Here is a 26306-nt window from a genome sequence, read left to right as displayed (position 1 = left end):
TGCCAAAGCAGGTTTCTTCGATCTGGTGGAAGGGCCGACCGCGAGGTCGTCGGGATTTGGCGAAAGCGACGGAGCCGTAGCCTCTACCTTGAGCGGAAAATTACTCGATCAATTTCTCCAGCGTGATCGGCAAATCCCTTATCCTCTTGCCCGTCGCATGGAACACTGCGTTGGCAATCGCCGGCGCGATGCCGACGATTGCCAGTTCGCCCACGCCCTTGCCCCCAAGGGCGGAGGAGTGCGGGTCGGGGATGCCGACCGAGATCGTCTGGATGTCGGGGATATCGGCGTTGGTCGGCAGCATGTAGTCGGCGAAATTGCCGTTGACGATGCGGCCGTGGCGGCGATCGACGATGCCTTCTTCGAGCAGCGCCTGGCCGATGCCCATGATGATGCCGCCCTTCCACTGGCTTTCCGCCAGCTTGGGGTTGTAGAGCCGGCCCGAGTCCAGCGCCGACACGACGCGCGACACGCGCACCGTGCCGAAATCCTCGTCGACGCGCACCTCGACGAAATGCGCGCACCAGGAATGGCGCGAATAGTCGCCTTCGGTGTGCGGGATCGACATGGCTATCGTGGTATAGTTCTTGTAGCGCTCTTCCGGCGTCGTGCTGGCCGGCAGCGTGTCGCCCTTGGCTTCGATCTGGTCGCGGCCGATCGCCACCATGAACTCGGCGATCGACAGCTCCGGCCCTTCGCCACGCGGCGAGGCGATGCGGCCGTCCTTTACCAACAGTGTATTTGCCTGCAGCTTCTGGAAGGGCGAGCGCGGGTCGGAAAGCGCCAGCCCGATCAGCTCGTCCAGCGCCTGGCCGGCCGCCTTGTAGACGGCGCCAGTCATGACGCCGGCAAGCCGCGAGCCGCCGGTGACACCGGCGCGGGCGAAGTGCGAGTCGCCGAGCTTCACCGACACATGCTCCACTGGCACGCCGAGCGTTTCGGCCGCCGTCTGCGCCAGGATCGTGTAAGTGCCCTGGCCCATGTCGATGGAGGAACTTTCGACCTCGACCGAACCGTCGGCCATGAGCTTCACCACCGCCTCGCCATGTGCGCGCCGCACCGGATAGGTGCCGGCCGCCATGCCCCAGCCGATGAACTGGCGGCCGTCGCGCATCGAGCGTGGCTGAGGCGAGCGCTTGGCCCAGCCGAAGGCTTCGGCGCCGGCGGCAAACGCCTCGCGCAACTGGCGTGTCGACCATGCCTTCTTCGCATGCGGATCCTGTTCGGCATAGTTGATCAGCCGCATCTCCAGCGGATCGATCCCGAGTTCATGGGCGAGCTCGTCGATGGCGCATTCGATGCCGAAGGCGCTCGGGTTCTCGCCCGGCGCACGTTTTGCTCCCGGCACCACCGTGTTGACCCGCACGACATTCTGCTTTGAGGAGAAGTTGGGCGTGGCATACATGATCGAGGTGACCGAGCCGAGCGGCTCGACCCACATGCCGTCGACGGCCGTCTCGTTGACGCCGCGATGCACGATCGACTGGATCCTGCCGTCTCTGTCGGCGCCGATGGCAACGGTCTGCCGCGTCGCGGCGCGGCCGCCATAGGACGTGAAATTCTGCGGACGGTTGAGCACCAGCTTCACCGGACGTCCGAGCATCCTGGCGGCAGCCGCCGCGACCGCGCTGTGCGCCAGCGCCAGCGCCTTGGAGCCGAAGCCGCCGCCGATATAGGGCGAGACCAGCCGCACATTCTCGAACGGCACGCCGAACCACTCGGCATAGGTGCGGGCCATGCCGTCGAGCCACTGGCTCGGCTCCCAGATGGTCAGCTCCTCGCCCTCCCACCGCGCGATCAACCCATGCGGCTCCATCGCTGCCTGGAATTCGCGCGGCGTGTTGTAGGCCGCGCAGATGCGCACGGGCGCTGCGGCGAACGCCGCCTGCGCGTCGCCCCATTCCTTGGTCATGGCGTCAATCGGGATGCCGTCGCCGGCCCTGCCGTCGCTCAGGTCGACGATGGCCGGGCTCTCGTCATACCAGACCTTGACGAGTGCGGCCGCCGCCACCGCCTGCTCGAAAGTCTCGGCCACCACGGCCGCGACATGCTGGCCGGAAAAGGTGACCTCGCGCACGAGCGGCGCGTAGGTCGGCTGCGACGCCGGGTTGCCGAGCCAGTCCGACGCGCCCTTCAGCTCCATGATGGTGTCGGGCGTCAGCACGGCGAGCACGCCGGGCGCGGTTTCGGCCGCGCGCGTGTCGATCGCGGTCACCTTGCCTGCGGCTATCGTCGCGCCGACCAGCACCGCATGCGTCAGCCCCTCAAGCTGCTGCTCGAAGGCGTATTTCGCTGCGCCCGTGATCTTGGCCGGGCCGTCGACGCGCGACAGGCGCCCGCCGACCGCTTCGAGGCGCGCGCTGTCGGACGCGGCGTGTTTCATGTCATGAACGGTCATGCCGTCTCTCCCAATTTGAGGATGGCGCGGGCGATCACGCGCGGCGCCAAGGCGATCTTGTAGTGGTTGGCGCCATGGTCGACGGCGCCCTCCATGGCGAGCACGCTCGCCTCGCGGACCGTGGCTTCGTCGAGCGCCTTGCCCTTCAGCGCCTCCTCGACGGCGCGCACGCGCCACGGCTTGGTGGCGACGCCGCCGAGCGCGACACGGATGTCGCGGACGGTGCGGCCGTCGCCTTCGAGCTCCAGCCCTACTGCTGCGCTGGCTGCGGCGAATTCATAGGACTGGCGGTCGCGCACCTTGATGTAGGTCGAGCGCCTGGCCGCGGCCGAGCCGGGGATTTCGATGGCCGTGATGACCTCGCCGGGGCGGATGTCGTGCTCCTGTTCGGCGGTTGCGCCGGGGGCGAGGAAGAAGTCCTCGACTTTGAGCTTGCGTTCGCCAAGATCGACCTCGGCGTCGAAGGCGACGAGCGCCACCGCCAGATCGCCCGGATAGGTGGCGATGCAGGCTTCGCTCGCGCCGAGCACCGCATGGCCGCGCGTCACCCCGCCGATCGCCGAGCAGCCGCTGCCCGGCGCGCGCTTGTTGCAGGCCGGGAAGTTTTGCGGATCGCGGAAATAGGGGCAGCGCGTGCGCTGCATCAGGTTGCCGCCGATGGTCGCCATGTTGCGCAGCTGCGCCGAGGCCGCCTGCCAGAGCGCTTCCGACACGGCCGGGAAAAGGCTTTTCACCTCGGCATTGTCGGCGACATGGCTCATCTTCGCCAGCGTGCCGATCACCGCGCGCTCGGCGGTGACATCGATGGCGTTGAGCCCTTCGATATGGCTGATGTCGATGACGGTCGAAGGTTCGGCGACGCCGCATTTGGCGAGGTCGATGAGCGTCGTGCCGCCGGCAAGCAGCATGGCGCCGGGAAGGGCGGCGGCGTTGCGCGCGGCTTCCACGCTGTCAGCGCGGAGGTAGGAAAAATCTCTCATGAGCGCAGCTCCTGTGCGGCCTGGCGGACGGCGGCGACGATGTTCGGGTAGGCGCCGCAGCGGCAAAGATTGCCCGCCATGTATTCGCGGATCTCTTCGTCGGAGCCGGCATGGCCCTCGCGGATGCAGGCCACCGCCGACATGATCTGCCCCGGCGTGCAGTAGCCGCACTGGAAGGCGTCCTGCTCGAGGAAGGCGGCCTGCACGGCGTGCAGCGTGCCGTCCTCGTCGGCGAGCCCTTCGATGGTGGTGATCGAGCGGCCCTCGACCTGGGCCGCCAAGGTCAGGCAGGCAAGCACGCGCTCGCCGTCGACATGGACGGTGCAGGCGCCGCACTGGCCCTGGTCGCAGCCCTTCTTGGTGCCGCTGAGATGCAGCCGGTCGCGCAGCGCGTCGAGCAGCGTCACGCGCGGCTCGACGTCGAGCGCATGGTCGCGGCCGTTGATGGTGAGGTTGAGGGAAAGCGTGGTGGGACTGGCCTTGCCGTTCAAGACGTGGCCGTCTTCGGGAGGATCGATGATTGTCTGGCTGGTCATAGGGCGTCGGGCTCCGATTGCTGGACGCTAGGCGGATGGAAATGGGGCTTGGGAGGAGAGGGGCAAGGGTAACGGCAGCCTGGGGACGCGACCTTCGCGGTCGTCATCCTCGGGCTTGACCCAAGGATCCATACCGTGACGTTTGCCGAGAAACGCGGCAGGCCAGAATTCTGCACCGGAGCCGCTCGCAGGGTATGGCATGGATCCCAGAGGCTGCGCCGCGTCGCTTCGCTCCTTGCTTCGCCCCAGGATGACGAACTCACGAGCGGATTCGCCAACCACAGGCGTCGCAGAACGCGCGCGGCTCCAGCGGGCAGGGAAAGCTTTCCGTCCTTCTCTACGTGACATACCGCTTCCCCTGGTTATATGATAAAGCCACTCCACTAAAACGGAGGTGCCTCCGTTTATTTAACTGGGGTCTGGCCAGTCATGGTTCAACCCCCCATATTGCGTTGGTGGAGAAAAAAGTGCCCGACCGGGAAATGACCGCTGAAGCGACGCGCGACGCGCAGGCGCCAAAGCCGCTACGCGCCGATGCGCAGCGCAACCGCGACAGACTGGTCGAGGTGGCGGCGCAGACTTTCGCGAGCGACGGCGTCGATGCCTCGCTGGAGGAGATCGCCAAGCGGGCGGGGGTCGGCATAGGCACGCTCTACCGCCATTTCCCGACGCGCGAGCATCTGGTCGAGGTGGTCTACCGCCGCGAGGTGGAAGGGCTCTGCCAGGCGGCTGACGAACTGGCGCGCGAGCATCCGGCCGATGTCGCGCTGGAGCTCTGGATGCAGCGCTTCGTCGACTACATCGCCACCAAGCGTGGCCTCGCCACCAGCCTGCGCCTATTGCTCACCACCAATTCGACGCTGTTCTCCGATACGTCCGGCCGCGTCTCCGGCGCCATGCGAGGCCTGATCGAGGCCGCCGCCGCCTCGGGGAAAATCCGCGCCGACGTCGACGCTTCCGATGTGATGCACGCGCTGGGCGGCATCTACTCAGCGCCGAACACGCCGGATTGGCGAGAACGGTCGGGGCGGCTGGTGAAGCTTTTGATGGATGGGTTGCGGTTCGGGGCGAGGGGCTGAGGCGCCTCAGCTGCCGGCGGCGCCAGCTCCACCCCGACTGGCATTCCCCAACCCACGGCCTACATAGTCGGCACCACCCTCCCTCCCAAAAGGATTCCCCCATGTCCGAACAGCTCACATTGAACGACGGCGCCGCCATCCCCCAGATCGGGCTCGGTGTGTGGCAGGTCGATCCCGACATCACCGCCAAGGTCGTTCGCTGGGGCGTCGGGGCCGGCTACAGGCTGATCGATACCGCCGAGGGTTATCGCAACGAGGAAGGCGTCGGCGAGGCGATCCGCGCCGCCGGCGTGCCGCGATCCGAACTCTTCATCACCTCCAAGCTGCGCAACGGCGCGCATCAGCGTGACGCAGCGCTGCGCGCCTTCGACGATACGATGCAAAAGCTCGGCATCAACAAGATCGACCTCTTTCTCATCCACTGGCCGGTGCCCAGCCAGAACAAATATGTCGAGGCCTGGAAGACGCTGGTCGAGCTGCAGAAGGCCGGCCGGATAAAATCGGTCGGCGTGTCGAACTTCAACCAGGAGCATCTGGAGCGCATCATCGGCGAGACCGGCGTGACGCCGGTCGTCAACCAGATCGAACTGCACCCGCGCTTCCAGCAGCGCGACAAGCGCGAGTTCCACGAGAAGCACAACATCCATATCGAGAGCTGGAGCCCGCTGGGCAGCGGCCGGCTGCTGGCCGATCCGACGCTGGAGAAGATCGCGGAGAAGCACGGCAAGTCGGTGGCGCAGGTCATCATCCGCTGGCATTTGCAGGAAGGGCTGATCGTCATCCCGAAGTCGATCCACCAGGAGCGTATCGCCGGCAATTTCGACGTCTTCGGTTTCGAGTTGGACGCGGACGACATGCAGACCGTTCACGGTCTGGATTCGGCCGACGGCCGGACGGGACCCGATCCGGCCACGGCGGCGTTCTTGTTCTGAGGCGCTGCGCCCCTTTGAGCAGTTCTGCCGACGACATGCCGCCGCTCATCCGGTGAGCGCAGAGATGGTCTTTCGGGACGTCAATCCGGCGACGAAGCTTCGTATCTCGTCAACCAGGCGGTCGCAATCTTCACCCCAGATCACGTGGTCTCTGCCGGCCAGCTCGACGTATCTGGCGCCTTGGATGTGGGTTGCCAAATAGCGCCCTTCCTCTGGGCGTACCCAACGGTCGTCCGTCCTCTGCACGACCAGCGTCGGGACGCGGATCGCCGGCAGGATGTCGCGAACGTCGACTTCGGTACCCCAGCGCCAGAGCGCGATTGCATCGGCGGGCGAGGCCGAATTCCGGAGATAGGCGGCGAACCATTCGCGTTCGACCATGTTTTCGGTCAGGCTCGGCGCTGCATTGCTCATGTCGGCGGGCTTGCCCCATTGCCGCTCCATGGCCGCTACATCGTCGTCCACCTGCGCTACAGTTCTTGCCCAGGGATACTCTTTTGACCAAGTGCCCTTGGCGTAGGTTCCGTTAAGCACCAGCGCGGACGTACGCTCGGGATAGGTGGTGGCGAAAAGCATGCACATCGGACCGCCCTCCGAGCTGCCGAACAACACCGCTCGCGTGGAGCCGACTGCGTCCAGTACCGCACGCACATCCTCCATGCGCTCTTCCAGCGTCGGCAGGCCGACATTGCGGTCGGATAGACCGGTGCCGCGTTTGTCGAATCGGATCAGCCGTGAAAAGGTGCCGAGCCGCTTGAGCACATGCGCGAAGCGCGGCGAGCCCCAGGCAAGGTCGAGATTGGAGACCCAACCGGGCACGTATATGAGGTCAATCAGCCCTTCGCCGGTCACCTGATAGGCAATGTTGATTCCTGCCGATTTGACGTAATGGGTGGTCGGTGGCATCGGCTCGCCGCCGGAAAGGCTCCCACCGGCATTTGCCCCCGAACCGGCCGCCGGCTCGGCGGCCGCAACCGGACGCTTCGAGTAGGGCGATGAACTCATCCGGCGTGTCCGCAGAGCCTCGTACAGTTGGCGCGTTTCCAGTTCTGGCGGCAGCCCGAGATCTCTCTCCAGCGCATCACGGCAGAGCTCATACTGTTTAAGAGCAAGGTTGATGCGGCCCTGCGCGGCATAGGCTCTCATCAATGCCCGGTGGATATCTTCGCGCAGAGGCTCCATTGCGAGCAGTCGCGCAGCCGTGCGCGCACAGGATGAAAGGTCGTTCGAGGCGCTGTAATGCGCCACCAGCCTGTCCAGCGCTGCAACCGCGATCGTTCTCAGGCGCTCGCGTTCAACCCGAAGCCAGTCCTCGAACGGCTCCTCTTTCAAGCCAAGACCGTCGAGCAGCTCGCCGCGGTAGACGGCGAGTGCCTGCTCGAGGTGTTCGGGCGACGATCCTGTCGCAAGCGTCTCGAACCGGGCGACATCGAAGTCGATCTCGTCGAGATACAGGGCGACACTGGCGCCGTCCGTCACAAACCGTCCGCTGCCGCACTTGTGCATGGCCTTTCGGATGGCCGAAACGGCTTGCCTGAGGCTCATCCGGGCCTGGGTTTCGCCATTCAAGCTCCAGAGCAGGGCGGCCAGCTTCTCGCGCGATTGTGCCTGTCCGGCTTGCAGAGCGAGATAGGCCATCATCGCCCGCGCCTTGCGGCTCAAGGTTGGAGTAGCCGCGCCAGTACCGGCGAGACCAAATCCGCCCAGAAGATAAAGATGAGGCCCTATCATTGGGTTCGGCCCCGGCCACGGTTATGGCAATTCTTTCGCTTCGCCCCTGCTAATTCAACCGCTATCTGTCCCAAGCGGTCTTTTTCACGTTTCGATCACGCTGCCTTCTCCAGCTTTATCACGGTCGCGCCAGAGAGTTGGCCGAACCTGAAACGTGGGAGAACCTCAATGCTGCCATTCAGCCCGACCGACTGGCCCTTCCGGCAAGATGACGGTTTCTACCGGCCCCAAGGCAACCCACCCGCAATCTTTCGTCACGACATCGCCCAGGCGCGGTACTTGGAGCGGCAGCTAGCTCAACGGTTTCCCGGCGCTCCCAGAATAAGTCTGCCAATGCTCGTGAGCCGGCTTCTTGCCTTGGCGGCGTCGGCCCGCGCAGCGCTCTCTCGCCGGCGTGCCGGGCGAGGACCCGCCTCGTTTCGGCTTTGAAAGCCTGCCTTCCGATCCACGGCGGGCTTCACCCTAGATCCCGTCTCCGTCCACCAGCGGCACGTCCTCGCCCTCCCATGGGCTCGGCATCGACCCGCGTCCTGCGGTCGGCAGCGGCATCCAGCATCTGAGCTCCGGCTCGGCATATTCGACGATGCGGCCGGGCGAGGAGTCCGACGCCCGCCAGCCTTCCTCGCCGAACTGGTCGGCGCGCGACCAGTAGGCCATGTCGACCTCGGCCGGCCCCTGTTCGGAGGAGCGCACCGTCACCAGGATGCGGCTGCCGTCCCGCGGCGCGCTCGCCATGTTGCGCCACTGTTCGGTCTCGTCCATGCGATCTCCTCCTGCTGAACCAATTCCAGAAAAACCGGCCGTCGCAATAGTCGCTGCCCGCCGGGAAGGGGTCAACCCGAACTTGGAGCGCGACAGGCTTTTCATTCACAACTAATATGTCATTGGCCGCAATCGGACAGACGACGATGGATGAAGGATTGCTGTCTCCAGTGACCCGGCTCGGGCCGGTCCATCTCAGGGTGACCGACATGCCGGCGGCCTTGAATGTCTGGCGCGACGCGCTCGGGTTGGCGCTGCTTGGCGAGGACGCCACCATGGCGGAGCTTGGCGCCGGCGGCCGGACGCTGATCGTGCTCCATGCCGGAGCGGAGGCACCACTGCCGCAGAAGTCGCGCGATCTCTTTCACGTCGCCATCCATATCACCAGCCGCCGCGATCTCGCGCATACAGCCGCCCGCCTCAAAGCATCTGGCTTACGGTCCAGCGCCCAGGATCACCTGATTTCGGAATCGCTCTATGTCTCCGATCCCTCCGGTAACGGCATCGAGATCTGCTTCGACACGCCGGAGCGCTTGCTGCGTCGCGAAATGTCGCCCAACGGCCGCGTGACGCTGATTGCCACCGACGGCAGCGCGCATTCGGGGCTCGAGCCGCTGGACGTGTCGGGCCTGCTGCGCGACCTCGGCAACTCCGGCCATATCGAGCCGAGGATGGCGCAGGATGCCTTTATCGGCCACATCCATTTGCGCGCCCGCGCGCCCGAGATGCTGATGAAATTCTATCTCGGCGTGCTCGGCTTCCGGCCGCATATCCAGTCCCGGACCTTCGGCATGTTCGACTGCGGCACGGAGCGCCGCGCCCATATGGTGGCCTTCAACATCTGGGCGCGCGACGAGCTGCGCGAGCCGCCGCCGGGTGCAGCCGGCCTCGACCATTTCACCATCGAGCTTGGCTCGGCGCAGGAGCTCGCCGCCGTGGAGCGCAGGCTCGAAGCGGCCGACATACCGGTGAAAAGGGACGGTCGCGTTATCTCGACCGCCGATCCGGAAGGCAACCGCCTGCGGCTCGTGGTCCAGGGAGATTGATCGTAGCCGCTGGAAGACGTGGAGAAGTGGAGGAGGGGAAATGTCGCTCAAGGTGATTGGAACCGGCTTTGGCCGGACCGGGACGGATTCGATGCGTGAGGCGCTTACCATGCTCGGTTTCGGCCCTTGCCATCATATGTCGGAGGTGATGGCGCATGAGGAGCAGAAGGCGCTCTGGCGGGCGCTGGCCAAGGGCGCCGCGCCCGACTGGGATAGGCTCTTTGCCGGTTATAAATCCTGCGTCGACTGGCCCTCGGCGCATTACTGGCGCGAGCTGATCGAAATCTATCCCCAGGCGCGCGTCATCCTGACCTGGCGCTCGCCCGAAAGCTGGTGGGAGAGTTTCGAAAAGACGCTCCTGCCCGCCATCGCCGGCAGCACGGACCATGACTCGCTCGGCGTCTCGCTCGTTTCGAAACAGGTTTTTGACGGCCGCCCGCAGGATCGCGCCCACGCGATCGCGATCTATCGGGACAATGTCGAGGCGGTGCTGAATACCGTGCCGGCCGAACGTCTGCTGGTCCACAAGCTCGGCGACGGCTGGGCGCCGCTTTGCGCCCATCTAGGCATTCCCGTGCCGGACGAACCCTATCCCAGCCGCAACTCGACCCAGGAGTTTCGGACGGCGCTGTCGCTGAATTAGACGAGTTCGGGTCGATGAATACAGGCATCCGAACTTTCCGGTCGCTCATCGCATCCTGTCCCTTGTGATATGATCAGGAAAGGGGATCAGGCCATGGGGCAAGCCAGTTTTGATCGCGGTCGAGGCCAGCCCGATGCGCCGCTGGTGATGGCTGCGCGCTTCGGCGAGGCGAACGGTTTCGGCCTGTTGTTCGAGCGCTACCGTCCGCAACTCCATGCCATGGCCCTGTCGATGCTGGGCTACACCGGCGATGCCGAGGACGCGGTCCACGACACGTTCCTCACCGCGCTCGTCCGGCTGGACGGCCTTCGCGATCCCGCCGCCGTCGGCGGCTGGCTGCATTCGATTCTCAGGAACCATTGCCTGATGGCGCTGCGACGGCGCCGGCCCTGTGCCGGACCCGCCGAAACCGAGCGCGCATTCCGCGAGCTTGCCGACGAGGAACGCATCGAGAGCCGCATCGAAAGCCGCGACCTGCGCGACTGGGTGTGGGCTGCGCTGGCGCATCTGCCGGAAATGCAACGCGCTACCGTGATGCTGCGCTATTTCGGCAGCTCGCCGGGCTACGAGGAGATATCGACCGTTCTGGGCGTGCCGGTGGGCACAGTGCGCAGCCGGCTGGCTGACGCCAAGATCAGGCTTTCGGAGCTGCTGCTTGCATCGGCCGGCCTGCCCGACAGGGAGCATCAGAAGCTGGTGGCGGAGCGGCTGGCTTTCTACACCGAGGAATACCGCTCGCTGCAGCGCGGCGGCAAGGAGCGTGTGCTTTCCCACTATGCCGAGGAGCTCGACATCGCCTTCGCCGGCGGGCCGCGCGGCATTGGGCGCCATCTGTTCGGCGAGGCCATCGACGAGGATGTCGGCGCCGGGGTTCGCCATGAGCCGGTGCGGGCGCTGGTCAGCGCCAACGTCACCGTGCTCGAGGGCGATTTCGTCAACCCACCCGAGAACCCGTTCCATTGCCCGCCAAGCTTCGCCATCGTTTTGATCCACGGCGAGCGCCAGGTGCGCATGATGCGCGTCCACACCTGCGAACGGCCGCCGCGCCTCGAGGAATGACATCTTCGTGAAGTTCGCCGGCCCAGCGAACTTTTCGATCCGCCCCATCATCCTGTCTAGGTCACGCGGCCGATTGCCGGCGCGTCAACCACAGCAAGGAGGAATTCCGATGTTTGCCTTTCTCGCAGTCAGATTGAGCCGCGCCGTCGTTCTGGGCTCGCTTGCCATGCTCGCGACGCCGTTGCTTGCCAATGCCGACGATTACGATGCGACGCTGACGGACATCCAGTCGACGATGGGCGGCGTGCCGAGCTTCGTGAAACAGTTCCCGAAAGCCGGTCTGCCCGGCGCATGGGCCGAGGTCAAGGCCATCGAGCTCAGCGACAAGACGGCGCTGCCGCCGAAGGTCAAGTCGCTGATCTCGCTGGCGGTCGCGGCGCAGATTCCCTGCAGCTACTGCATCTGGTCGGACACGCAGGACGCCAAGCGCGCCGGCGCCACCGACGAGGAGATCCAGGAAGCCGTCGCCATGGCGGCTCTGACCCGCCACTGGAGCACCATCTTCAACGGCATGCAGGTCGACTTCGAGCAGTTCAAGAAGGAGATGGGCGGGCAGTGAGACGGTAAGGGGTTGAGGGACTGGGGCAGCAGGGAAATCTGCAGGCTATCGCTTCCTGCTGCCTTACTCCCCCAACACAGGGAGAACATTCACATGACCGCCACTCTTGCCACCGACACCACCTTCCTGACCGCCACCCAACTGGCGGCGGCGATCCGCGAGCGGAGCGTGAGCGCAAGCGAGGCGATGGAGGCGCAGCTGGAGCGGATCGCCGCCGTCAATCCGCTCCTCAATGCCATTATCACCCTCGACGAGAAGGCCGCGCGCGACGGCGCCAGGGCAGCCGACGAAGCCATTGCGCGCGGCAAGACCGTCGGGCCGCTGCACGGCGTGCCGATTACGCTAAAGGACGGCCACGCCACCGCCGGCATGCGCACCACGATCGGCCTGAGGGCCTGGGCCGACCATGTACCGACGGTTGACAGCACCATTGCCGCGCGCCTGCGCAAGGCCGGCGCCATCATCATCGGCAAGACTAATGTGCCGCCGAGACTGCGCGACCTGCAGACCGTTAACCCGATCTTCGGCCGCACGGGCAACCCCTGGGATGTCACGCGCACGCCGGGTGGTTCCAGTGGCGGCGCGGCGGCAGCGGTAGCCGCGGGGCTCGCTCCGCTGGAGATCGGCAGCGACGCCGGCGGCTCGATCCGCGTGCCGGCGCATCTGTGCGGCGTCTATGGCTTCAAGCCGACGCAGGCAACTGTGCCGATCACCGGCAGCTATGCAGATCCCCCCGACATACCGCGCAGCTTCCGATTGCTGTTCGACATAGGGCCCCTTGCACGTGGCGTCGACGACCTCATCCTTGCCCACCGCGTTATCGCCGGCGCCGACGGCCTCGACACCGAAGTGCCGCCGGTGGCGACGGACGAGGAGCCGGAGCCGCCGCTCGACCGGCTGCGCATAGCCTTCGCGCCGGAATTCCCCGGCGTGCCGACCGCTCGCGATATCGCCGATGCGATTGCCGGTCTTGCCAGCGCGATCGACGCCAGCGGCGCACGGGTCGGTCAGGCCCTGCCGTCACATGATTTCGCCGCCGAGCGGGCGCTGTTTTCGGACTTCATCACCTGGTATTCGCAGGCCTTCCAGCCGCCGCTGGAAAACTCGCCCACGCTGTCGACCTATCTCGAGGCGCTCAATCAGAGGGACGAATTCATCTACGCGTGGGAGCGCTTGTTCGGCGATTGGGACGTGCTCGTCTGTCCGGCGATGATGTGCACTGCTTTTCGCCACCGGGAGATGGGAATGCCGATTCCGGTCGATGGTGTCGAGACGCCCTATTGGAGCGCGCTCAGCCACGCCTGTCGCTTCAACCTGACAGGTCATCCGGCCGTCGTCATTCCGATCGGCCTCGACCGAGAAGGCCTGCCGATCGGCGCCCAGCTCGTCGGCCGCCGCCATTCGGACATGAAGCTGCTGGCGGCCGCCAAGGCGCTGTCGCGCCTGACCGACGGCTTTGTCAGGCCGCCGGGATTGTGATCGCGCGGCACGCTCCAGCAAGCATGGCTGAAATCCTTGGCGCGCCGCTGTTTCACACATGCACGTCGCCGAAGGACAGCTCGCCGTCATCGGCGCGGACCAGGAACGCGGCGGCAAGCAGCGCGAGATAGCAGGCGGCCACCCCGCACACGACGACGACGCCAGGGATGGGGCCCAGTGTCGCTACCCGGAACGTGTCCACGAGCGAGGCACCGAAGCCGATCGGAGAGCCTTCGCGCGACAGGCTCGGCGTGGTGATCTTCAGGATCCAGGCTAGCAGCAGGATCGTGTACATGAAGATGTAGTTGCGGCGCAGCCGCCTGATCAGCGCCGCGCGCTGCGAGATCAGGAAACGCGGCGAGCGCAGGCCTTCGCCGAGGATGGCGAGCCAATTGGAGGCATAGTCGGGCTGCGGCGAAAAGATCTGGGCGAAGTAATAGCGCTCGAACTGCCGCACGCGGGCGCGGTAGACGTCGAAAAAGCGGTAGCGCCGCGCCTCGATCCACAAAAGCAGGGTGATCAAAAGCATGGCGAACAAAAGCACGCCGTGATGCGCGCTGGGCGTCGACAGCGACACCGACAGCATCGCCGCCACCACGGTGATCGCCCAGTTGCTGGTGCGGTCGAGCCGGTCGCGCCAGCCCGCCATGCGCGCGATCTCGGCGCGATGGAAATGCGACAGCGTCGTGGTGAATTCGGGAGAACTAAGCTTCAGCGCCAGCGTATCGGAAGCGCGCGGCGGCGCGGCCGCTTCGGTTGATTTTGCTGGCGCGGCCGCCTCTGTCGGCCAAGCCGCGTCGGTTGGTTTTGCGGCCCTTGTCTGGGACATCCCTCTGCCATGCGCCTCCCGCCGCCATGGCCGGCCGGCCCGAGATCGGCCGGCCATACCCAATCCTCATAACGTGCGGCCGGCCAGAATGTTCCCGCCTTTTCAGGCGGATAAGTCAGGATGCAAGCGGGGGAAGACCACCATTCGCGCGCCGCGGAAAGGGCAGCACATCGGCTATCGGCCTGGCATGCTGGGCTGCTGCCACCGCCTCGATCACAAGGTCGAGCGCCGCAAGCGCCGCGCGGCTCGTTTCATCGTCGCCACGCAGGTAATGGCAGGCCCGGTCAAGGTGCAGGTGGGCGGCGGCAAAGTCGCTTTTCATTAGCTTCTCCTTATTGCCCGCCACGGCGCGACCATCGCCGAGTCGCTTTACCGGGAAGCAAAGATCGGCGGCGGCATTTGAATAGAATTGTAGGAAACGGCGCCCGAACTGCTGATCTCCCCCCTTGTGGAGGGCAGAGGGGCGCCGTCTTGCTGCATGTCGCACGCCGGACCTGCAGATGTTAACGCTTCTGGCTGTGAAGCCGCGTTCCTTCGCGCCCCCCTCTGTCCTGCCGGACATCTCCCCCACGAGGGGGGAGATTGGCAGCTCCGACGCCGTGCAACCGAACCACCGGCCAAACCGTTATGACGCGAAATCGAGGGGAGACAGCTTGTCCAAAATACTCAATCGGCGCCGGTCGGTCGTGTTAGCCGCCGCTGCGCTTCTGCTGATGCCCGTCGTCGCCTTCGCCGCCGAGAAGACCGGCATGTCCTCGGAAGGCATTTTCGTCGCCGAACTCATCCTGCTCCTTGTCGTCGGTCGCGGCATCGGCGAGGTTCTGGAAATACTGGGCCAGCCGGCGGTGATGGGACAGCTGATCGGCGGCATCCTGCTTGGGCCTTCGCTGCTTGGCTGGGTCTGGCCGGCGGCCGAGCGGCTGGTCTTTGCCGGTGACGCCTCGCAAAAGTCGATGATCAACGCCATCGCCCAACTCGGCGTCTTGATGCTGCTCCTGCTCACCGGCATGGAGACCGATTTGAGGTTGGTGCGCCGCGTCGGCCGCGCCTGCTTTTCCATCTCGGCCGCGGGCGTGGCCATGCCTTTCGCGCTCGGCTTCGTCGCCGCCCAGTTCATGCCGGCCACGCTGCTTGCCGCCGGCAGCGAGCGCATCGTCGCCGGGCTGTTCCTCGGCACCGCGCTCTCCATATCCTCGGTCAAGATCGTCGCCATGGTGGTGCGCGACATGAACTTCATGCGCCGCGACCTCGGCCAGATCATCGTCTCCTCGGCCATCATCGAGGACACGATCGGCTGGGTGATCATCGCCATCACCATCGGCATCGCCACCAAGGGGCGCATCGAGATCGGCAGCCTGGCCTTCACCATCGCCGGCGTCGCCGCCTTCATGGCGTTTTCCTTCACGCTAGGGCGCCGCATCGTCTTCGACGCCATCCGCTGGACAAACGATACTTTCCGCTCGGAATACGCGGTCGTCACCGTCATCCTCGCCATCATGGGCGCCATGGCTTTGATCACCGACCTGATCGGCGTGCACACCGTGCTCGGCGCCTTCGTCGCCGGCATTTTGGTGGGCGAGTCGCCCATCTTGTCGCGCCACATCGAAGGGCAGTTGCGCGGCATCATCACCGCGCTGTTCATGCCGGTCTTCTTCGGCGTCGCCGGCCTGTCGGCCGATCTCACCGTGCTTATCGATCCGCAGCTCGCGCTACTCACCGTGGCGCTGGTGGTGATCGCCTCGATCGGCAAGTTCGGCGGCGCCTTCATTGGCGCGGAAGTCGCCGGCATGAGCCGCGCCGAAGGCATCGCTGTCGGCTGCGGCATGAATGCGCGAGGTTCCACGGAGGTCATCGTCGCTTCGATCGGCCTGTCGATGGGCGTACTTTCGCATAACCTCTTCACCATGATCGTCACCATGGCGGTCATCACCACTTTGATCATGCCGCCGACCTTGCGCTGGGCGTTGCGTCGCCTGCCGATCGGCGAGAAGGAAAAGAAGCGGCTGGAGCGCGAGGAGGTCGACCAGCGCGGATTCGTCGCCGGTCTGGAGCGGCTTCTGGTGGTGGTCGACGAGGGCGTCGTCGGCCGCTTCGCCGCCTATCTTGCCGGCGTCATCGGCGCCGGCAAGCCGACGACGGTGCTGCATTCCAGCGGCGAGATCGATGCCGAGCCGACCGAGGGGCTGCATCTGGAGGAGATCGAGAAGGGTGCGGAGGACAGCCGCGAGGCGGCGAAAAAGGGCGACGAGACGCCGGCGCGCGAAGCGCCGGTCACCCGCCGCCAGCACGAGGTGCTTTCGGCCGAGGCGGTCGCCAAGGAGGCGCGCAAGGGCTACGGCATGCTGCTCGTCGGCCTCGGCCGCGCGGTCACCCCCAAGGGCGGCTTCTCGCATCGGCTGAATGAAGTCGCCGGCGCATTTGACGGGCCGCTCTGCCTGGTGTTGAAGCCGGCGGCCGCTGGCCGCCAGATGCCTCGGCTCGGCCCGGGATCCGGCAAGATACTGGTGCCTGTCAACGGCACGGCGGTTGCGCGCCGAGGCGCCGAACTGGCTTTGGCCATCGCCGCCGTCACCGGCGCGCCGGTCAAGATGCTCTATGTCGCCAGGGTCGGCCGCGACGAGCCGCGCGACACGGTCTCGCATCGCCGCCGAGAAGCGGTGTTGAAGGACATCGTGGCCCTTGCCGACCGCTACGGCGTCGAGATCGAGACGGCAATCCGCTCGCGGGCCGCCGCCGCCGATGCCATCGCCCGCCAGGCCGGCCGCAGCGTGGCGTTGATCGTCATGGGCGTGGCGCGGCGCCAGGGCGAGGAGCTGATTTTCGGCGAGACGACGACGGCCGTCCTGCGCCGCGGCCCATGCCCGGTGGTGCTGATCTCCGACGAGCGGGTGAAACGCGACGAGAGCGACCGCGAGGCCGTACGCACGGGGACTGGGGCAGGGTGATTGGCCGATCTCCCCCGCAGGGAGGGGATTACTCGCTCCCTCGGCGTCGCCTCGTCCTCACTTGCCTTCGAAGAACGCGTGGATCGCCGCTTCCAGTTTCTCGATGAGCTCGCCGTTGCGGGTGCTGCCGGCCCAGATCAGGGCGTTGAGCCGCATGTCCTTGTTGAGGAAGTTTACCTTCCTGGACTCGAGCAGATAGTCAGCGACCGCAAAGTGCCGCCCCTTGATGGCTTCGATGAGGGCGCTGTTGCGTCCAGTCTTGTCGGCCGCATTGACGTCCGCGCCGTGCTCGACCAGCAGCTTGACGGCATCGAGATGTCCGTTCCTTGCCGCTTCGATGAGCGCCGTCCTGCCGTAATAGTCGGCACGGGCATCGATATCGATACGGGGATGGGCCGCCAGCGCCTGGATGCAGGCGTAATGGCCCTTGGCCGCCGCCAGGCTCAAGGGCGTGCTCTTCCATTTGTTCCTGGAATTGACGTCGATTGCCGGATCCGCGATCAGCGTCATGAGCGCCGCGATGCGGGCATTATGGGCGGCAAGATGCAGCGCCGACCAGCCGTCTTCGTCGGCCTGGGTGATGTCGGCGCCTGCCGCGAGTTCCGCCCGAACGGCTTCGGTGTCGCCCTTCTCCGCCGCGATCAGCAGGTTGGACCACCCCCTGGCGTCGTCGGCTTCCACGCTTGCGCTCACTGCGATGCTCTCCGGACCACGATCGCGCCGAAACCACTGGATATTCGTCGGCCGGCGCTCACCGATCGCGGCTTTTACGGAGCGTTTCACACTCACCGGCGTCCGGCAACGGATTTCGAGCCGGTGCAACTGCCAATCTCCCCTACAAGGGGGCACAAGGGGGGGAGATCAGCAGTTTCCTCACGCCATCTGCAGCTTCTGCCGACTGGGCTGCGGCGGGAAGGCGATGGCGATGCCGGCCGCGCCCAGCCCGATCAGTGCCGAGCCGATGAACAGCCAGTGATAGCTGGCGGTGGCGTCGTAGATCATGCCGCCGGCCAGCGGCCCCAGCGACATGCCGAGGCTGGAGAGCATCGTGGCCGCGCCGAGGATGGTGCCGATGATGCGCAGGCCGAAATATTCGCGCGCCAGCACAGCGTAAAGCGGCATCACGCCGCCATAGGTGGCGCCGAAGATGACGGCCAGAAGGTAGAACTGGTCGAGCTGGCCGACGGTGAGATAAGCGGCGATCACCAGCCCCTGGATGGCGAGCCCGGCGACCAGCACCGGCTTCACGCCCAGCCGGTCGCCGAGCACGCCATAGAGAATGCGCCCGCCAAGGCCGGCGAGCCCCTCGACGCTGTAGATCGATACGGCCGCCATCGGCGCCACGCCGCAGGACATGGCATAGCTCACCATGTGGAAGATCGGGCCCGAATGCGCTGCGCAGCAGGCGAAGAAGGTCAAGCCCAGCACGATGAATTGCGGCGAGCGCAGCGCCTGGCCGACGCTCATGCCGGGATCGTCGGCGGCGGGCGCCGGCGTCCCATCGGCGGTAGTGATTGCCGCCGCGGGTTGGCGCACCAGGAAGACGGCGGGCAAGAGCAGCACCCAGGCCATGATGCCGATATCGAACATGGCGGTGCGCCAATCATAGGCCGTGATCAGCCAGCGCGCGAAGGGCGAGATGGTCATCGGCGCGACGCCCATGCCGGCCGAGACCAGCGAGACGGCCAGGCTGCGGTTGGTGTCGAACCAGGCGGTGGTGAGCGCGATCATCGGCGCGAAGAAGGCGCTGGCCGCAAGGCCCACGATCACGCCATAGCTGAGCTGGAAGACCAACAGCGAATTGGCGCGGCTCGCCACCACCAGCGACAGGCCGAGCAGCACCGCGCCCGCAAGCACCACGGGCCGCGCGCCGACCCGGTCATAGATCGCGCCCCAGGCGAAGCCGCCGAGGCCCATCACCAGGAAGTTCAAGGTCATGGCGCTGGAAATGCCGGTGCGCGACCAGTTCGTGTCGAGCGACATCGGCTCCAGAAAGATCGCCAGCGAAAACATGGCGCCGAGCGCCACGCAGGTCATCAGCGCGCCCGCCGCGACGATGACCCAACGATAGGAATGGTTCATGGTTCTGCTCCCATGCCGAAAGGCATCCTGTTTGATGCGGCACGGTTTTTCCAGTCCACCGGGCCGTTTGCGTCCGAAGGACGCCAGGGCGGGAGCCGATCCTACAATCTGGTTGCATTTTTTATCCGGATTTTTGGCGCCCAAGAGAGTGGAAAGGCGCCGACGAGGAAAGTCAGCGCTCTGCGAAATCCCCCTCTCTGGCATTTTCCAAGCACTTGCTTGGGGACAAGTCCGCTCGCAAATGCCGGAAAATGCTATCTCCCCCCTCGTGCGGGAGATGTTCGGCAGGACCGAGGGGGCGCTGTCCCGCCAGCGTCTCCAACTGTCAGCAGCCTGCAGACCCCCGCGTTGACCGCACAGCAGGCGCTTCTAGATTGAGCCGCAGCATTCAGAAGGAGGCGTCACCCATGGAACTCTATCGCGGCCGGCTCATCGACCATCTGCACCTGGTGGTGCGCGACCTTGAGGCCAGCCGGCATTTCTATGGCGCGGTGCTTGAGGTGCTGGGCATCCCGATCGGCGGCGAAGCCGAGGATTACTTCTGGGTGGACGAGCTGTTCATTTCCGGCATCGACAGCCGCGCGTCGCGCGGCGCGCTCACCGGCCGCCACCATTTCGCTTTCCAGGCCAAGGACCGCGCCATGGTCGACGCTTTCTACCAGGCGGGGCTCGCCGCCGGCGGCAAGGACAATGGCGCGCCGGGCGAACGCCACTACCATCCCGGCTACTACGCCTGCTTCCTGCTCGACCCCGACGGCAACAACATCGAGGCGGTGTTCCACGGCGAAGCGAAGCGAAGTGCTGCGGCGGTGGAGATCAGTTTTTAGGCGCGGCGCCCAGAAACGCCGCGATCAGCTTCAGCATGTTGCCGTCCCGCCCGAACTCGACCTTGTCGAAGTCGCGGCTGTCCTGGCGCTGCGCCTTGGAGAGCTGGTCGAGATAGGCCGTCAGTTCCGCCCTGACCTTCTTGCAGCCGGGATCGTTCTGGGCGGTAAGGCCAGTGCTGAAGGCGACGATCTTGTCCACCATGTCGACGATGCCGGCGCCGTGCACCTTCTCATGCGCGATCAGCCCGGCGGCGAAGGCGTCCCAGCGCCCCTGCAAGGCTGAGCCAAGCTTTCCCGCCGGCTTGGGCAGCGTGTAGGTGATGATCAGCTTCGGCCGCGCCGTCTTCAGCACGCAAGCATTGCCTTGCGGCTGGTAGTCGCGCTGCCAGGTCAGCTTGAAGAAAGTATGCGCGATCACGCGCCGCGCGTTGCCGGCCGAATCTTTGCCGATCACCGGCCCTTTCTCCCCGATCGAGAGATAAAGCTGTTCGGCGCTCTGGCCTGAGACGGCATAGGTCTCGATTTTCTCGACGGGTTTCCAGTCGGCGAGCGCCGGCGTGGACGAAAGCAGGGCGGCGAGGAGGAGGGCGGGCTTCATCGGGCGAGCCATAGCATCGCGCCTCGTTCTGGAGAAGCCGGCCCGCGGATTTTTGGAACCCGCTTCGCCGGTCGCTCGTTTCCTTGGGCAATCATCCCGACCATGGGGGAGGACAAGATGACCCGCAACGATATCATCTCCGTGCTTGGACCGGTCGACGAGGCCGTCATCGCCGACATCGCGCTGACCGGCGCCAGCCTTGAGGAACTGCGCGAGGCCTTCGCCTGGATCGGCGCCGACGAGGCGCTGGTCAACGAGGGCCACGCCATGCCCGGCGTCCGCGTGGCGAAACTGATCGAAATCCTCGACCCTCCCGAGGACGAGCCCGAGACGCCGGGCGCGATAGAGTAGGGCAGCGACGCTTTATCTCCCCCACTTGCGTACCCTCGATGGGGAGATAGGCGGCGTGCCGCCCCTCTAGGTATTCTCACCTACTTGTCCCTCTGCTCCTCTCGTCATAGCCTGCGTCGCCTGGGCGGGAGGAGAGGTTCTTGGACACCAATGTCGTCATCGTCGGCGCCGGCCCTGCCGGGCTCGCCGTCGCGGCCTGCCTCAAACAGGCGGGGCAGGATTTCGTCATTCTGGAAAAGGCCAGTGAGGTTGCACCGGCCTGGCGGCGGCATTACCGGCGGCTGCATCTGCACACGGTGAAATCCTTCTCCTCGCTGCCCTTCGTGCCGTTCCCGAAAAGCCATCCGCGCTACGTGCCGCGCGAAAAAGTGGTCGATTATCTCGACGCTTATGCCGGGCGTTTCGGGCTCAAGCCGCGCTTCGGCGTCACCGTCAAATCGGTCCACCGCGAAGGCGAGCGCCTGCTGGTCCAGACCAATGCCGGGCTGTTCGATGCACGCAAAGTGGTGGTGGCCACCGGCAACAATGCCGAGCCCATCACGCCACGCTTCCCCGGCATCGAGGCCTTCAAGGGCAAGGTGCTGCACAGCGCCGCCTATACTGAGGCCGCGCCTTACGTCGGCAAGGACGTGCTGGTCGTCGGCATGGGCAATACGGGCGCGGAAATCGCGCTCGACCTCGCCGAAAGCGGCGCCAGGCCCACCATCTCGGTGCGCAAGGGCGTCCACATTGTGCCGCGCCAGCTGTTCGGCGTGCCGATCCAGATGGTGGGCATCGCCAGCCGGCCGATGCCGCAGGCGCTGAACGACTGGATGTTTCCGAAAATCCTCGATCTGGCGCTGGGCAAGCTGGAGAGATACGGCATCGTGCGGCCGAAACAGGGCATCCTGCAAGGGATCGAAGCCGGCCGCATTCCGGTGATCGATGTCGGCACGGTGGCGGCGATCAAGGCCGGCCGGATCGGCATCGCGCCGGATATCGCAAGCTTCACCGCCGACGGCGTGAAGTTCGTCGATCGCGTTGAGAAGAAATTCGACGCGGCGATTTTCGCCACGGGCTACCGCCCGGCCTATGACGGCTTCCTCCCGGCGGAGCTCAGGCCGGACAAGAGCGGCGTGAATGCTCGCGCGACGGAGCTCGGCGTCTATCTCGTCGGTTTCTATAACCCGGTCACCGGCCTGCTGCGCGAGATCGGCATCGAGGCGAAGGCGGTGGCGAAGGATATCGCAGGGCAGTGAGGGCGAAGCGTCGAAGCTGCTGGTCTGCCTGCTCGAGGTTGAGATGAGGCGCCTGAATCGGGTGGCTCTCACATCGCCCTCCATGCGAAGCCATCCCATCACACCGAGGACCGCTCAATGCTCACGCTCTACGACTATCTCCCCTCGCAAAATGCCTGGAAGGTTCGCGTCCTGCTCGGCCTGCTCGGTATCGCCTACGAAACCCGTATCGTCTCGATCTTCGAGGGCGAGAGCCACACGGAGGCCTTCCTGAAGCTCAACCCGGCGGGCGCCGTTCCGGTGCTCGCCGTGGAGAATGGCCAGGCGATCGCCGAGTCCAACGCGATCCTCGTCCTCGTTGCGGAAGGCACGTCCTATCTTCCGGTAGACCGGCTTGCCCGCGCCAAGGTGATGCAGTGGCTGTTCTTCGAGCAGTATTATGTCGAGCCGGTCATCGGCTCGCTGCGTTTCTGGACGCTGACCGGCCGCCTGGAGCGCAACCAGGCGCTAGTTGCCGGCAAGCGCGAAGCGGGCGCGCGGGCACTTGGCGCGCTGGAGCGCAGCTTGGTCGACACCCCTTTCCTGGTCGGCGACGCGCTCACCATTGCCGACATTGCTGTCTACGCCTACGCCCACCGCGCAGAAGATTGCGGTTTTGAGCTTGCCGATTATCCGGCGGTCGGTGCCTGGATGGGGCGCGTCAGCGAGGCGATCGGCCCGGACTATCCGGTGCATCCCTACAGCATCGATCCGCATTCGCACGCCTGAGCCACCGGAACACAGCGGCGGGACAGGGCGTTCTCCAAAGGCAGCGTGTCGGGCGTCGCCTCATCGGCACCGCCTGCTTCGCGTCCCAGCCATGGAGATCCGCAATGGTTCGCACCATCGCCGTCGCAATCCTCGCCACTGGCATGATCAGCCTGCCTGCCAAGGCGGCCGAGCAATATTGGGTGGCCCGAGACGCGGTCTCGAAGCAGTGCGAGATCGTGCCGAAGAAGCCCGACGGAACGCTTGTCATCGACCTCGGCAAGAAGAAATACGCCAGCGAGGGTGAGGCGAGGAAGGCGATGGAGGCGATGTCGGACTGCAAGAAGAACTAATGCATGTCGCGCAAAAGTGTGCAGCGGTTTTGCGATAACGACATACATGAAAACAAAGGCTTTAAAGCGCGTCGCCTGAATCCGCTTCAGCGCGACACGCTTTTAGCCGCTGGGATAACGCCTACCGGTCCACAAGAGACATCGTCCGCTCGTTGTAGCGCGGCCCTGACACCTTGTCGGGCGTCAGCGCCATGTCGAGCCCGAGCATCTCGGTGGCGTCGAGCGCGATGTCGGCCGCCGCGACATTCTCTTCCAGATAGGTCCGGCGTTTGGTGCCGGGGATCGGCACGATGTCGATGCCGAAATCGGGGCCTTTGGCGAGCAGCCAGGCGATTGCGATCTGGCCGGGCTTCACCCCCTTGGCGTCGGCGATGTCTCGCACCGTGGCGGCCGCGGCGACATTGGCGTCGAAATTCTCGCCCTGGTAGCGCGGGTCGCCGCGGCGGAAATCGCCTTCGGGATAGTCTTCCGCGCGCCTGACGTCGCCGGCGAGGAAGCCGCGGCCGAGCGGCGCGAACGGCACCAGGCCGATGCCCAGCTCCTTCAGCGCCGGGATGATCTCCGGCTCGAGGTTGCGCTCCCACAGCGAATACTCGCTCTGCAGCGCCGAGACAGGATGCACGGCATGCGCGCGGCGGATGTTGGCGATGCCCGCTTCCGACAGGCCGAAGAAGCGCACCTTGCCCTCGGCCACCAATTCGCCGACCGCGCCCGCGACGTCTTCCATCGGCACCGACGGGTCGACGCGGTGCTGATAAAGCAGGTCGATGCGGTCGGTGGCGAGCCGTTTGAGCGAAGCGTCGACCACCTCGCGTATATGCTCGGGCCGGCTGTCGGTGCCGGACTGCTTGCCGTCGGCGATGCGGAAGCCGAACTTCGTCGCGATCGTCACCTGGTCGCGCCGGCCTTTCAGCGCGCGTCCAAGCAGTTCCTCGTTGACGAACGGCCCATAGACCTCGGCGGTGTCGAGAAAGGTGCAGCCGAGCTCGATCGCCCGGTGCAGCGTCGCGATCGACTCCGCCTCGTCGGCCGGCCCATAGGCCTGGCTCATGCCCATGCAGCCGAGGCCGATGGCCGAGACTTCGAGCCCCTGGCTGCCGAGTTTGTGTTTGCCGAGGCTCATGCGTCTTGCTCCGCCGAATTTTCGATCCGGCTAAATTATAGGGCTGGGCGTGAATGCGTCCAGCGCTGGCCCTATTGACGGCGCAATCGTCGCCATCCTTGCCCGGCGATGACTCCACTGTGGTGACAGCCAATGCGGCACGACAGACTTGTCCTGATATTGCTCTGGCGCGAGCTGGTCGCCGGCCTGCGCGCAACGCCGCGCCGCGATCTCGCCTGGATTGCGCTCGGCGGCGGTGGACTTCTGGCCTATGCGGTTGCGGATATCGTCGTCGCCCTGCATGCCGCGGGTCCGAAGCTGCGGCACGACCAGCTTTTGTGGATGCTTGGACTGCCAGTCGCTTTCGCCGCGCTGGGATGCCTGGCGGGCAATGCAATGTCGCGCCTTTGCCTTTCTCGCGCCTTTGCCCCCTTTCTCAAGGCGCTGCCGCTCGCTTCGGCGGAGCGCTGTCGCATGGCGGCGGTAGGAGCCTTCGCGCTCGGCCTTCCACTCACGCTGATGATCGCCACGGCGGTCGGCTTCGCCTGCGCTGTCATCGGAAAGCCGTTGGCGCCGGCCTGGGGCTTGGGCGCGGCCATCCTGTTTGCCTTGAGCTTCGGCATGGCAGCCTTTTGGCGCCTGCGGCGGCGGCCGCGCCTTGTCGTCGATGCGGCGAGCGAGGCGGCGCCGGTCGAAAGGCCCTGGCTGCGCCGCCTCGACCAGGCGCGTCCAAGCTGGCTTTCCAGCTGGGCCTGGAAACTGCCGGCCGGCAATATACGGCCGTCTTGGAAGCTGGCGACCGCCAGCCTGCTGCTCGGGCTTGCGGCCATCCTTGGCGTATGGGCCAGCCTGGCCGGCCGAACGGCTGGGCCGGCGGCTGTCGCAGGCCTGGCGGGCGGCATTTTTGTTTTCATGCTCAGCCTGCGCTGCCAGCCGCTCGGCTCGCCGGTGCTGCGCACGGCGCCCATCGGTTTTACCCGCGTATGGCTGCGGCTGGTACGACTGCCGCTGCAATTGTCGCTCGCCTTCTTTCTGCTGCCGGCCGGCGCGGCGCTCGCGGCCGAACCGTCGGCCTGGTCGGTGCCGGTCGCGAGCGGCCTTTGGCTGCTGGTGCTGAACGGCGCCTATGCGGTGTTCGGCGCCTATTTCCTCAATGCGCCCTTCGTCGCAATGCTGAGTTTCGCCGGCGCGCTCGCCTATGCCGGCTACGAGACGCTCGAATATGGCCGTACCGTGCTGATCGGCTTGGCGGCGCTGGTGTTTTTCTTGTGGCACCGAACCCGACAGAGATATCGCAATGGCTGAAGTCCTCACCATTAAAGAGCTCAGCGCCGGCTATCGCGGGCGCATTGTCGTTCGCGGCATCGATCTTTCGCTCCGTCGGGGCGATATAGTCGGCCTGCTCGGTGCCAATGGCTCGGGCAAGTCGACGCTCATCAGGGCGATCACCGGCCAGATCCCGTTGATCGGCGGCAGCGTGGCGATCGACGGCATCGACCTCGCCGCCGCGCCGGAACGCGCCAAAGCCGGCTTCGGCCTTGCCATCGAGCCCCACGAGCTGCCGGCGCTTTCGGGACGCCAGTATATCGAGCTCGTCGCCTCGATCCGTGGTTGCGCGCCAAACGACCTGCCAAACGGCGACCTGCCGGGCGGCGACCTCCTGGAGCGACTAGACCTTGGACGCTGGATCGACCGCCCGATCGCCGAATATTCGCTCGGCACGCGAGCCAAGATCGCCATCGTCGCGGCGCTTCTCGGCCGGCCGCCGCTTCTGATCTTCGACGAGACGCTGAACGGCCTCGACCCGGTCGCTGCCTGGGAGGTGAAACGCGTGATCACCGCGCTCTGCGCGAGCGGGCGGCGTGCCGCCATCGTCTCGACCCATGTGGTGGAGGCCGTGCCGGCGCTCTGCAATCGCGCGGTGCTGATGGCCGACGGCAGCCTGAGCCGAAGCTGGGATGCGGCTCAGCTGGCCGAAGCGGGCAGGGCGCCTGGGGCGTTTGAGGAAAGCGTCATGCAGGCGTTGCGCATGCGGGCCGCTGCCTGATGTC

The 26306-nt window shown here is 65.8% G+C and carries 26 protein-coding genes; 15 read left to right on the top strand and 11 right to left on the bottom strand.

Annotated features, from left to right (window positions below; all coding sequences use genetic code 11):
- Positions 1-100: 100 nt before the first annotated feature.
- The 3 genes from FJ430_RS24640 to FJ430_RS24630 are packed head-to-tail and all read right to left on the bottom strand — an operon-like array spanning position 101 to position 3824.
- Positions 101-2398 (bottom strand): xanthine dehydrogenase family protein molybdopterin-binding subunit, encoded by a 2298-nt coding sequence (locus FJ430_RS24640; protein ID WP_140710833.1) that lies wholly within the window; start codon positions 2396-2398, stop codon positions 101-103.
- Positions 2395-3378 carry an FAD binding domain-containing protein gene (locus FJ430_RS24635; RefSeq protein ID WP_140645438.1) on the bottom strand — a complete coding sequence of 328 codons (984 nt, stop codon included), beginning with the start codon at positions 3376-3378 and terminating at the stop codon, positions 2395-2397. Before FJ430_RS24635 ends, FJ430_RS24640 begins: the two co-directional genes overlap by 4 nt.
- Positions 3375-3824 carry a (2Fe-2S)-binding protein gene (locus tag FJ430_RS24630; protein WP_413467884.1) on the bottom strand — a complete coding sequence of 150 codons (450 nt, stop codon included), beginning with the start codon at positions 3822-3824 and terminating at the stop codon, positions 3375-3377. The genes FJ430_RS24635 and FJ430_RS24630 overlap by 4 nt, the downstream gene beginning before the upstream one ends.
- 572 nt (positions 3825-4396) lie before the next feature.
- On the opposite strand from FJ430_RS24630, the gene FJ430_RS24625 reads away from it, so the two are divergent.
- Together FJ430_RS24625 and FJ430_RS24620 are read left to right on the top strand one after the other, a co-directional pair.
- The gene (locus tag FJ430_RS24625; protein WP_140645526.1) at positions 4397-4993 is read left to right on the top strand and encodes a TetR/AcrR family transcriptional regulator; all 597 of its coding nucleotides are present in this window, start codon (positions 4397-4399) and stop codon (positions 4991-4993) included.
- Positions 4994-5094: 101 nt separating this feature from the next.
- Complete coding sequence (locus FJ430_RS24620) at positions 5095-5925, top strand: aldo/keto reductase (protein ID WP_140710835.1); 831 nt, start codon at positions 5095-5097, stop codon at positions 5923-5925.
- 45 nt (positions 5926-5970) lie between these two features.
- Here FJ430_RS24620 and FJ430_RS24615 read toward each other — a convergent pair whose 3' ends face one another.
- Together FJ430_RS24615 and FJ430_RS24610 are read right to left on the bottom strand one after the other, a co-directional pair.
- Entirely contained in the window at positions 5971-7566 is a 1596-nt protein-coding gene (locus tag FJ430_RS24615) for an alpha/beta fold hydrolase (RefSeq protein ID WP_226891883.1), read from the bottom strand.
- A 552-nt stretch (positions 7567-8118) separates the two neighbouring features.
- Positions 8119-8418 (bottom strand): hypothetical protein, encoded by a 300-nt coding sequence (locus FJ430_RS24610; RefSeq protein ID WP_140710839.1) that lies wholly within the window; start codon positions 8416-8418, stop codon positions 8119-8121.
- A gap of 146 nt (positions 8419-8564) precedes the next feature.
- Here FJ430_RS24610 and FJ430_RS24605 point away from each other — a divergent pair, with 146 nt between their 5' ends.
- The 5 genes from FJ430_RS24605 to FJ430_RS24585 all read left to right on the top strand — a co-directional run bounded on the left by FJ430_RS24605 (position 8565) and on the right by FJ430_RS24585 (position 13204).
- A complete protein-coding gene (locus FJ430_RS24605; protein ID WP_140710841.1) occupies positions 8565-9464 on the top strand; it encodes a VOC family protein in 900 nt (299 codons plus the stop codon).
- 91 nt (positions 9465-9555) lie between these two features.
- Positions 9556-10107, top strand: a complete 552-nt coding sequence (locus tag FJ430_RS24600; RefSeq protein ID WP_413467800.1) for a sulfotransferase family protein — start codon at positions 9556-9558, stop codon at positions 10105-10107.
- Between the two features lie 93 nt (positions 10108-10200).
- Positions 10201-11166 (top strand): RNA polymerase sigma factor, encoded by a 966-nt coding sequence (locus tag FJ430_RS24595; RefSeq protein ID WP_140710845.1) that lies wholly within the window; start codon positions 10201-10203, stop codon positions 11164-11166.
- A 166-nt stretch (positions 11167-11332) separates the two neighbouring features.
- Positions 11333-11725 (top strand): carboxymuconolactone decarboxylase family protein, encoded by a 393-nt coding sequence (locus FJ430_RS24590; RefSeq protein ID WP_226892252.1) that lies wholly within the window; start codon positions 11333-11335, stop codon positions 11723-11725.
- Positions 11726-11818: 93 nt separating this feature from the next.
- Positions 11819-13204: an amidase gene (locus tag FJ430_RS24585; RefSeq protein WP_140710847.1), complete on the top strand. Its 1386-nt coding sequence runs from the start codon at positions 11819-11821 to the stop codon at positions 13202-13204.
- A gap of 52 nt (positions 13205-13256) precedes the next feature.
- Here FJ430_RS24585 and FJ430_RS24580 read toward each other — a convergent pair whose 3' ends face one another.
- The gene (locus tag FJ430_RS24580; RefSeq protein ID WP_140645447.1) at positions 13257-14033 is read right to left on the bottom strand and encodes a DUF2270 domain-containing protein; all 777 of its coding nucleotides are present in this window, start codon (positions 14031-14033) and stop codon (positions 13257-13259) included.
- A gap of 115 nt (positions 14034-14148) precedes the next feature.
- Positions 14149-14355 (bottom strand): hypothetical protein, encoded by a 207-nt coding sequence (locus FJ430_RS24575; RefSeq protein ID WP_140652129.1) that lies wholly within the window; start codon positions 14353-14355, stop codon positions 14149-14151.
- A 391-nt stretch (positions 14356-14746) separates the two neighbouring features.
- Between FJ430_RS24575 and FJ430_RS24570 the strand changes: the two genes are divergently transcribed.
- Positions 14747-16978 carry a cation:proton antiporter gene (locus tag FJ430_RS24570; protein ID WP_140710888.1) on the top strand — a complete coding sequence of 744 codons (2232 nt, stop codon included), beginning with the start codon at positions 14747-14749 and terminating at the stop codon, positions 16976-16978.
- Between the two features lie 57 nt (positions 16979-17035).
- On the opposite strand, the gene FJ430_RS24565 is transcribed toward FJ430_RS24570, so the two are convergent.
- Both FJ430_RS24565 and FJ430_RS24560 read right to left on the bottom strand, forming a co-directional pair.
- Complete coding sequence (locus tag FJ430_RS24565; protein WP_140710849.1) at positions 17036-17671, bottom strand: ankyrin repeat domain-containing protein; 636 nt, start codon at positions 17669-17671, stop codon at positions 17036-17038.
- 180 nt (positions 17672-17851) lie between these two features.
- Positions 17852-19060, bottom strand: a complete 1209-nt coding sequence (locus tag FJ430_RS24560; protein ID WP_140710851.1) for an MFS transporter — start codon at positions 19058-19060, stop codon at positions 17852-17854.
- A 407-nt stretch (positions 19061-19467) separates the two neighbouring features.
- Between FJ430_RS24560 and FJ430_RS24555 the strand changes: the two genes are divergently transcribed.
- Positions 19468-19887: a VOC family protein gene (locus FJ430_RS24555; protein ID WP_140710853.1), complete on the top strand. Its 420-nt coding sequence runs from the start codon at positions 19468-19470 to the stop codon at positions 19885-19887.
- Here the strand turns inward: FJ430_RS24555 and FJ430_RS24550 are convergent.
- Entirely contained in the window at positions 19877-20485 is a 609-nt protein-coding gene (locus tag FJ430_RS24550; protein WP_140710855.1) for a DUF922 domain-containing Zn-dependent protease, read from the bottom strand. The two genes, FJ430_RS24555 and FJ430_RS24550, sit on opposite strands and share 11 nt — an antisense overlap.
- A 117-nt stretch (positions 20486-20602) precedes the next feature.
- Between FJ430_RS24550 and FJ430_RS24545 the strand changes: the two genes are divergently transcribed.
- The 4 genes from FJ430_RS24545 to FJ430_RS24530 all read left to right on the top strand — a co-directional run bounded on the left by FJ430_RS24545 (position 20603) and on the right by FJ430_RS24530 (position 23153).
- Positions 20603-20836 carry a hypothetical protein gene (locus FJ430_RS24545; RefSeq protein ID WP_140645458.1) on the top strand — a complete coding sequence of 78 codons (234 nt, stop codon included), beginning with the start codon at positions 20603-20605 and terminating at the stop codon, positions 20834-20836.
- Positions 20837-20976: 140 nt separating this feature from the next.
- Entirely contained in the window at positions 20977-22074 is a 1098-nt protein-coding gene (locus FJ430_RS24540) for a flavin-containing monooxygenase (protein WP_140710857.1), read from the top strand.
- A gap of 117 nt (positions 22075-22191) precedes the next feature.
- On the top strand, positions 22192-22821 hold the full coding sequence (locus FJ430_RS24535) for a glutathione S-transferase family protein (protein ID WP_140710859.1): 630 nt from the start codon (positions 22192-22194) through the stop codon (positions 22819-22821).
- A gap of 104 nt (positions 22822-22925) precedes the next feature.
- Complete coding sequence (locus FJ430_RS24530; RefSeq protein ID WP_226891882.1) at positions 22926-23153, top strand: hypothetical protein; 228 nt, start codon at positions 22926-22928, stop codon at positions 23151-23153.
- Between the two features lie 121 nt (positions 23154-23274).
- Here the strand turns inward: FJ430_RS24530 and FJ430_RS24525 are convergent, their stop codons facing one another.
- The gene (locus FJ430_RS24525; protein ID WP_140710861.1) at positions 23275-24276 is read right to left on the bottom strand and encodes an aldo/keto reductase; all 1002 of its coding nucleotides are present in this window, start codon (positions 24274-24276) and stop codon (positions 23275-23277) included.
- 132 nt (positions 24277-24408) lie between these two features.
- Between FJ430_RS24525 and FJ430_RS24520 the strand changes: the two genes are divergently transcribed.
- Positions 24409-25560, top strand: coding sequence for a hypothetical protein (locus FJ430_RS24520; RefSeq protein ID WP_140710863.1), 1152 nt, complete (start codon positions 24409-24411; stop codon positions 25558-25560).
- On the top strand, positions 25553-26302 hold the full coding sequence (locus FJ430_RS24515; RefSeq protein WP_140645463.1) for an ABC transporter ATP-binding protein: 750 nt from the start codon (positions 25553-25555) through the stop codon (positions 26300-26302). The genes FJ430_RS24520 and FJ430_RS24515 overlap by 8 nt, the downstream gene beginning before the upstream one ends.
- Positions 26303-26306: the final 4 nt, after the last annotated feature.

The organism is Mesorhizobium sp. B2-8-5 (assembly GCF_006440675.2).
Classification (GTDB): Bacteria; Pseudomonadota; Alphaproteobacteria; order Rhizobiales; family Rhizobiaceae; genus Mesorhizobium.
Note: the sequence above shows the minus strand (reverse complement) of the source record. Positions and strands in the feature narration are given on the sequence as shown.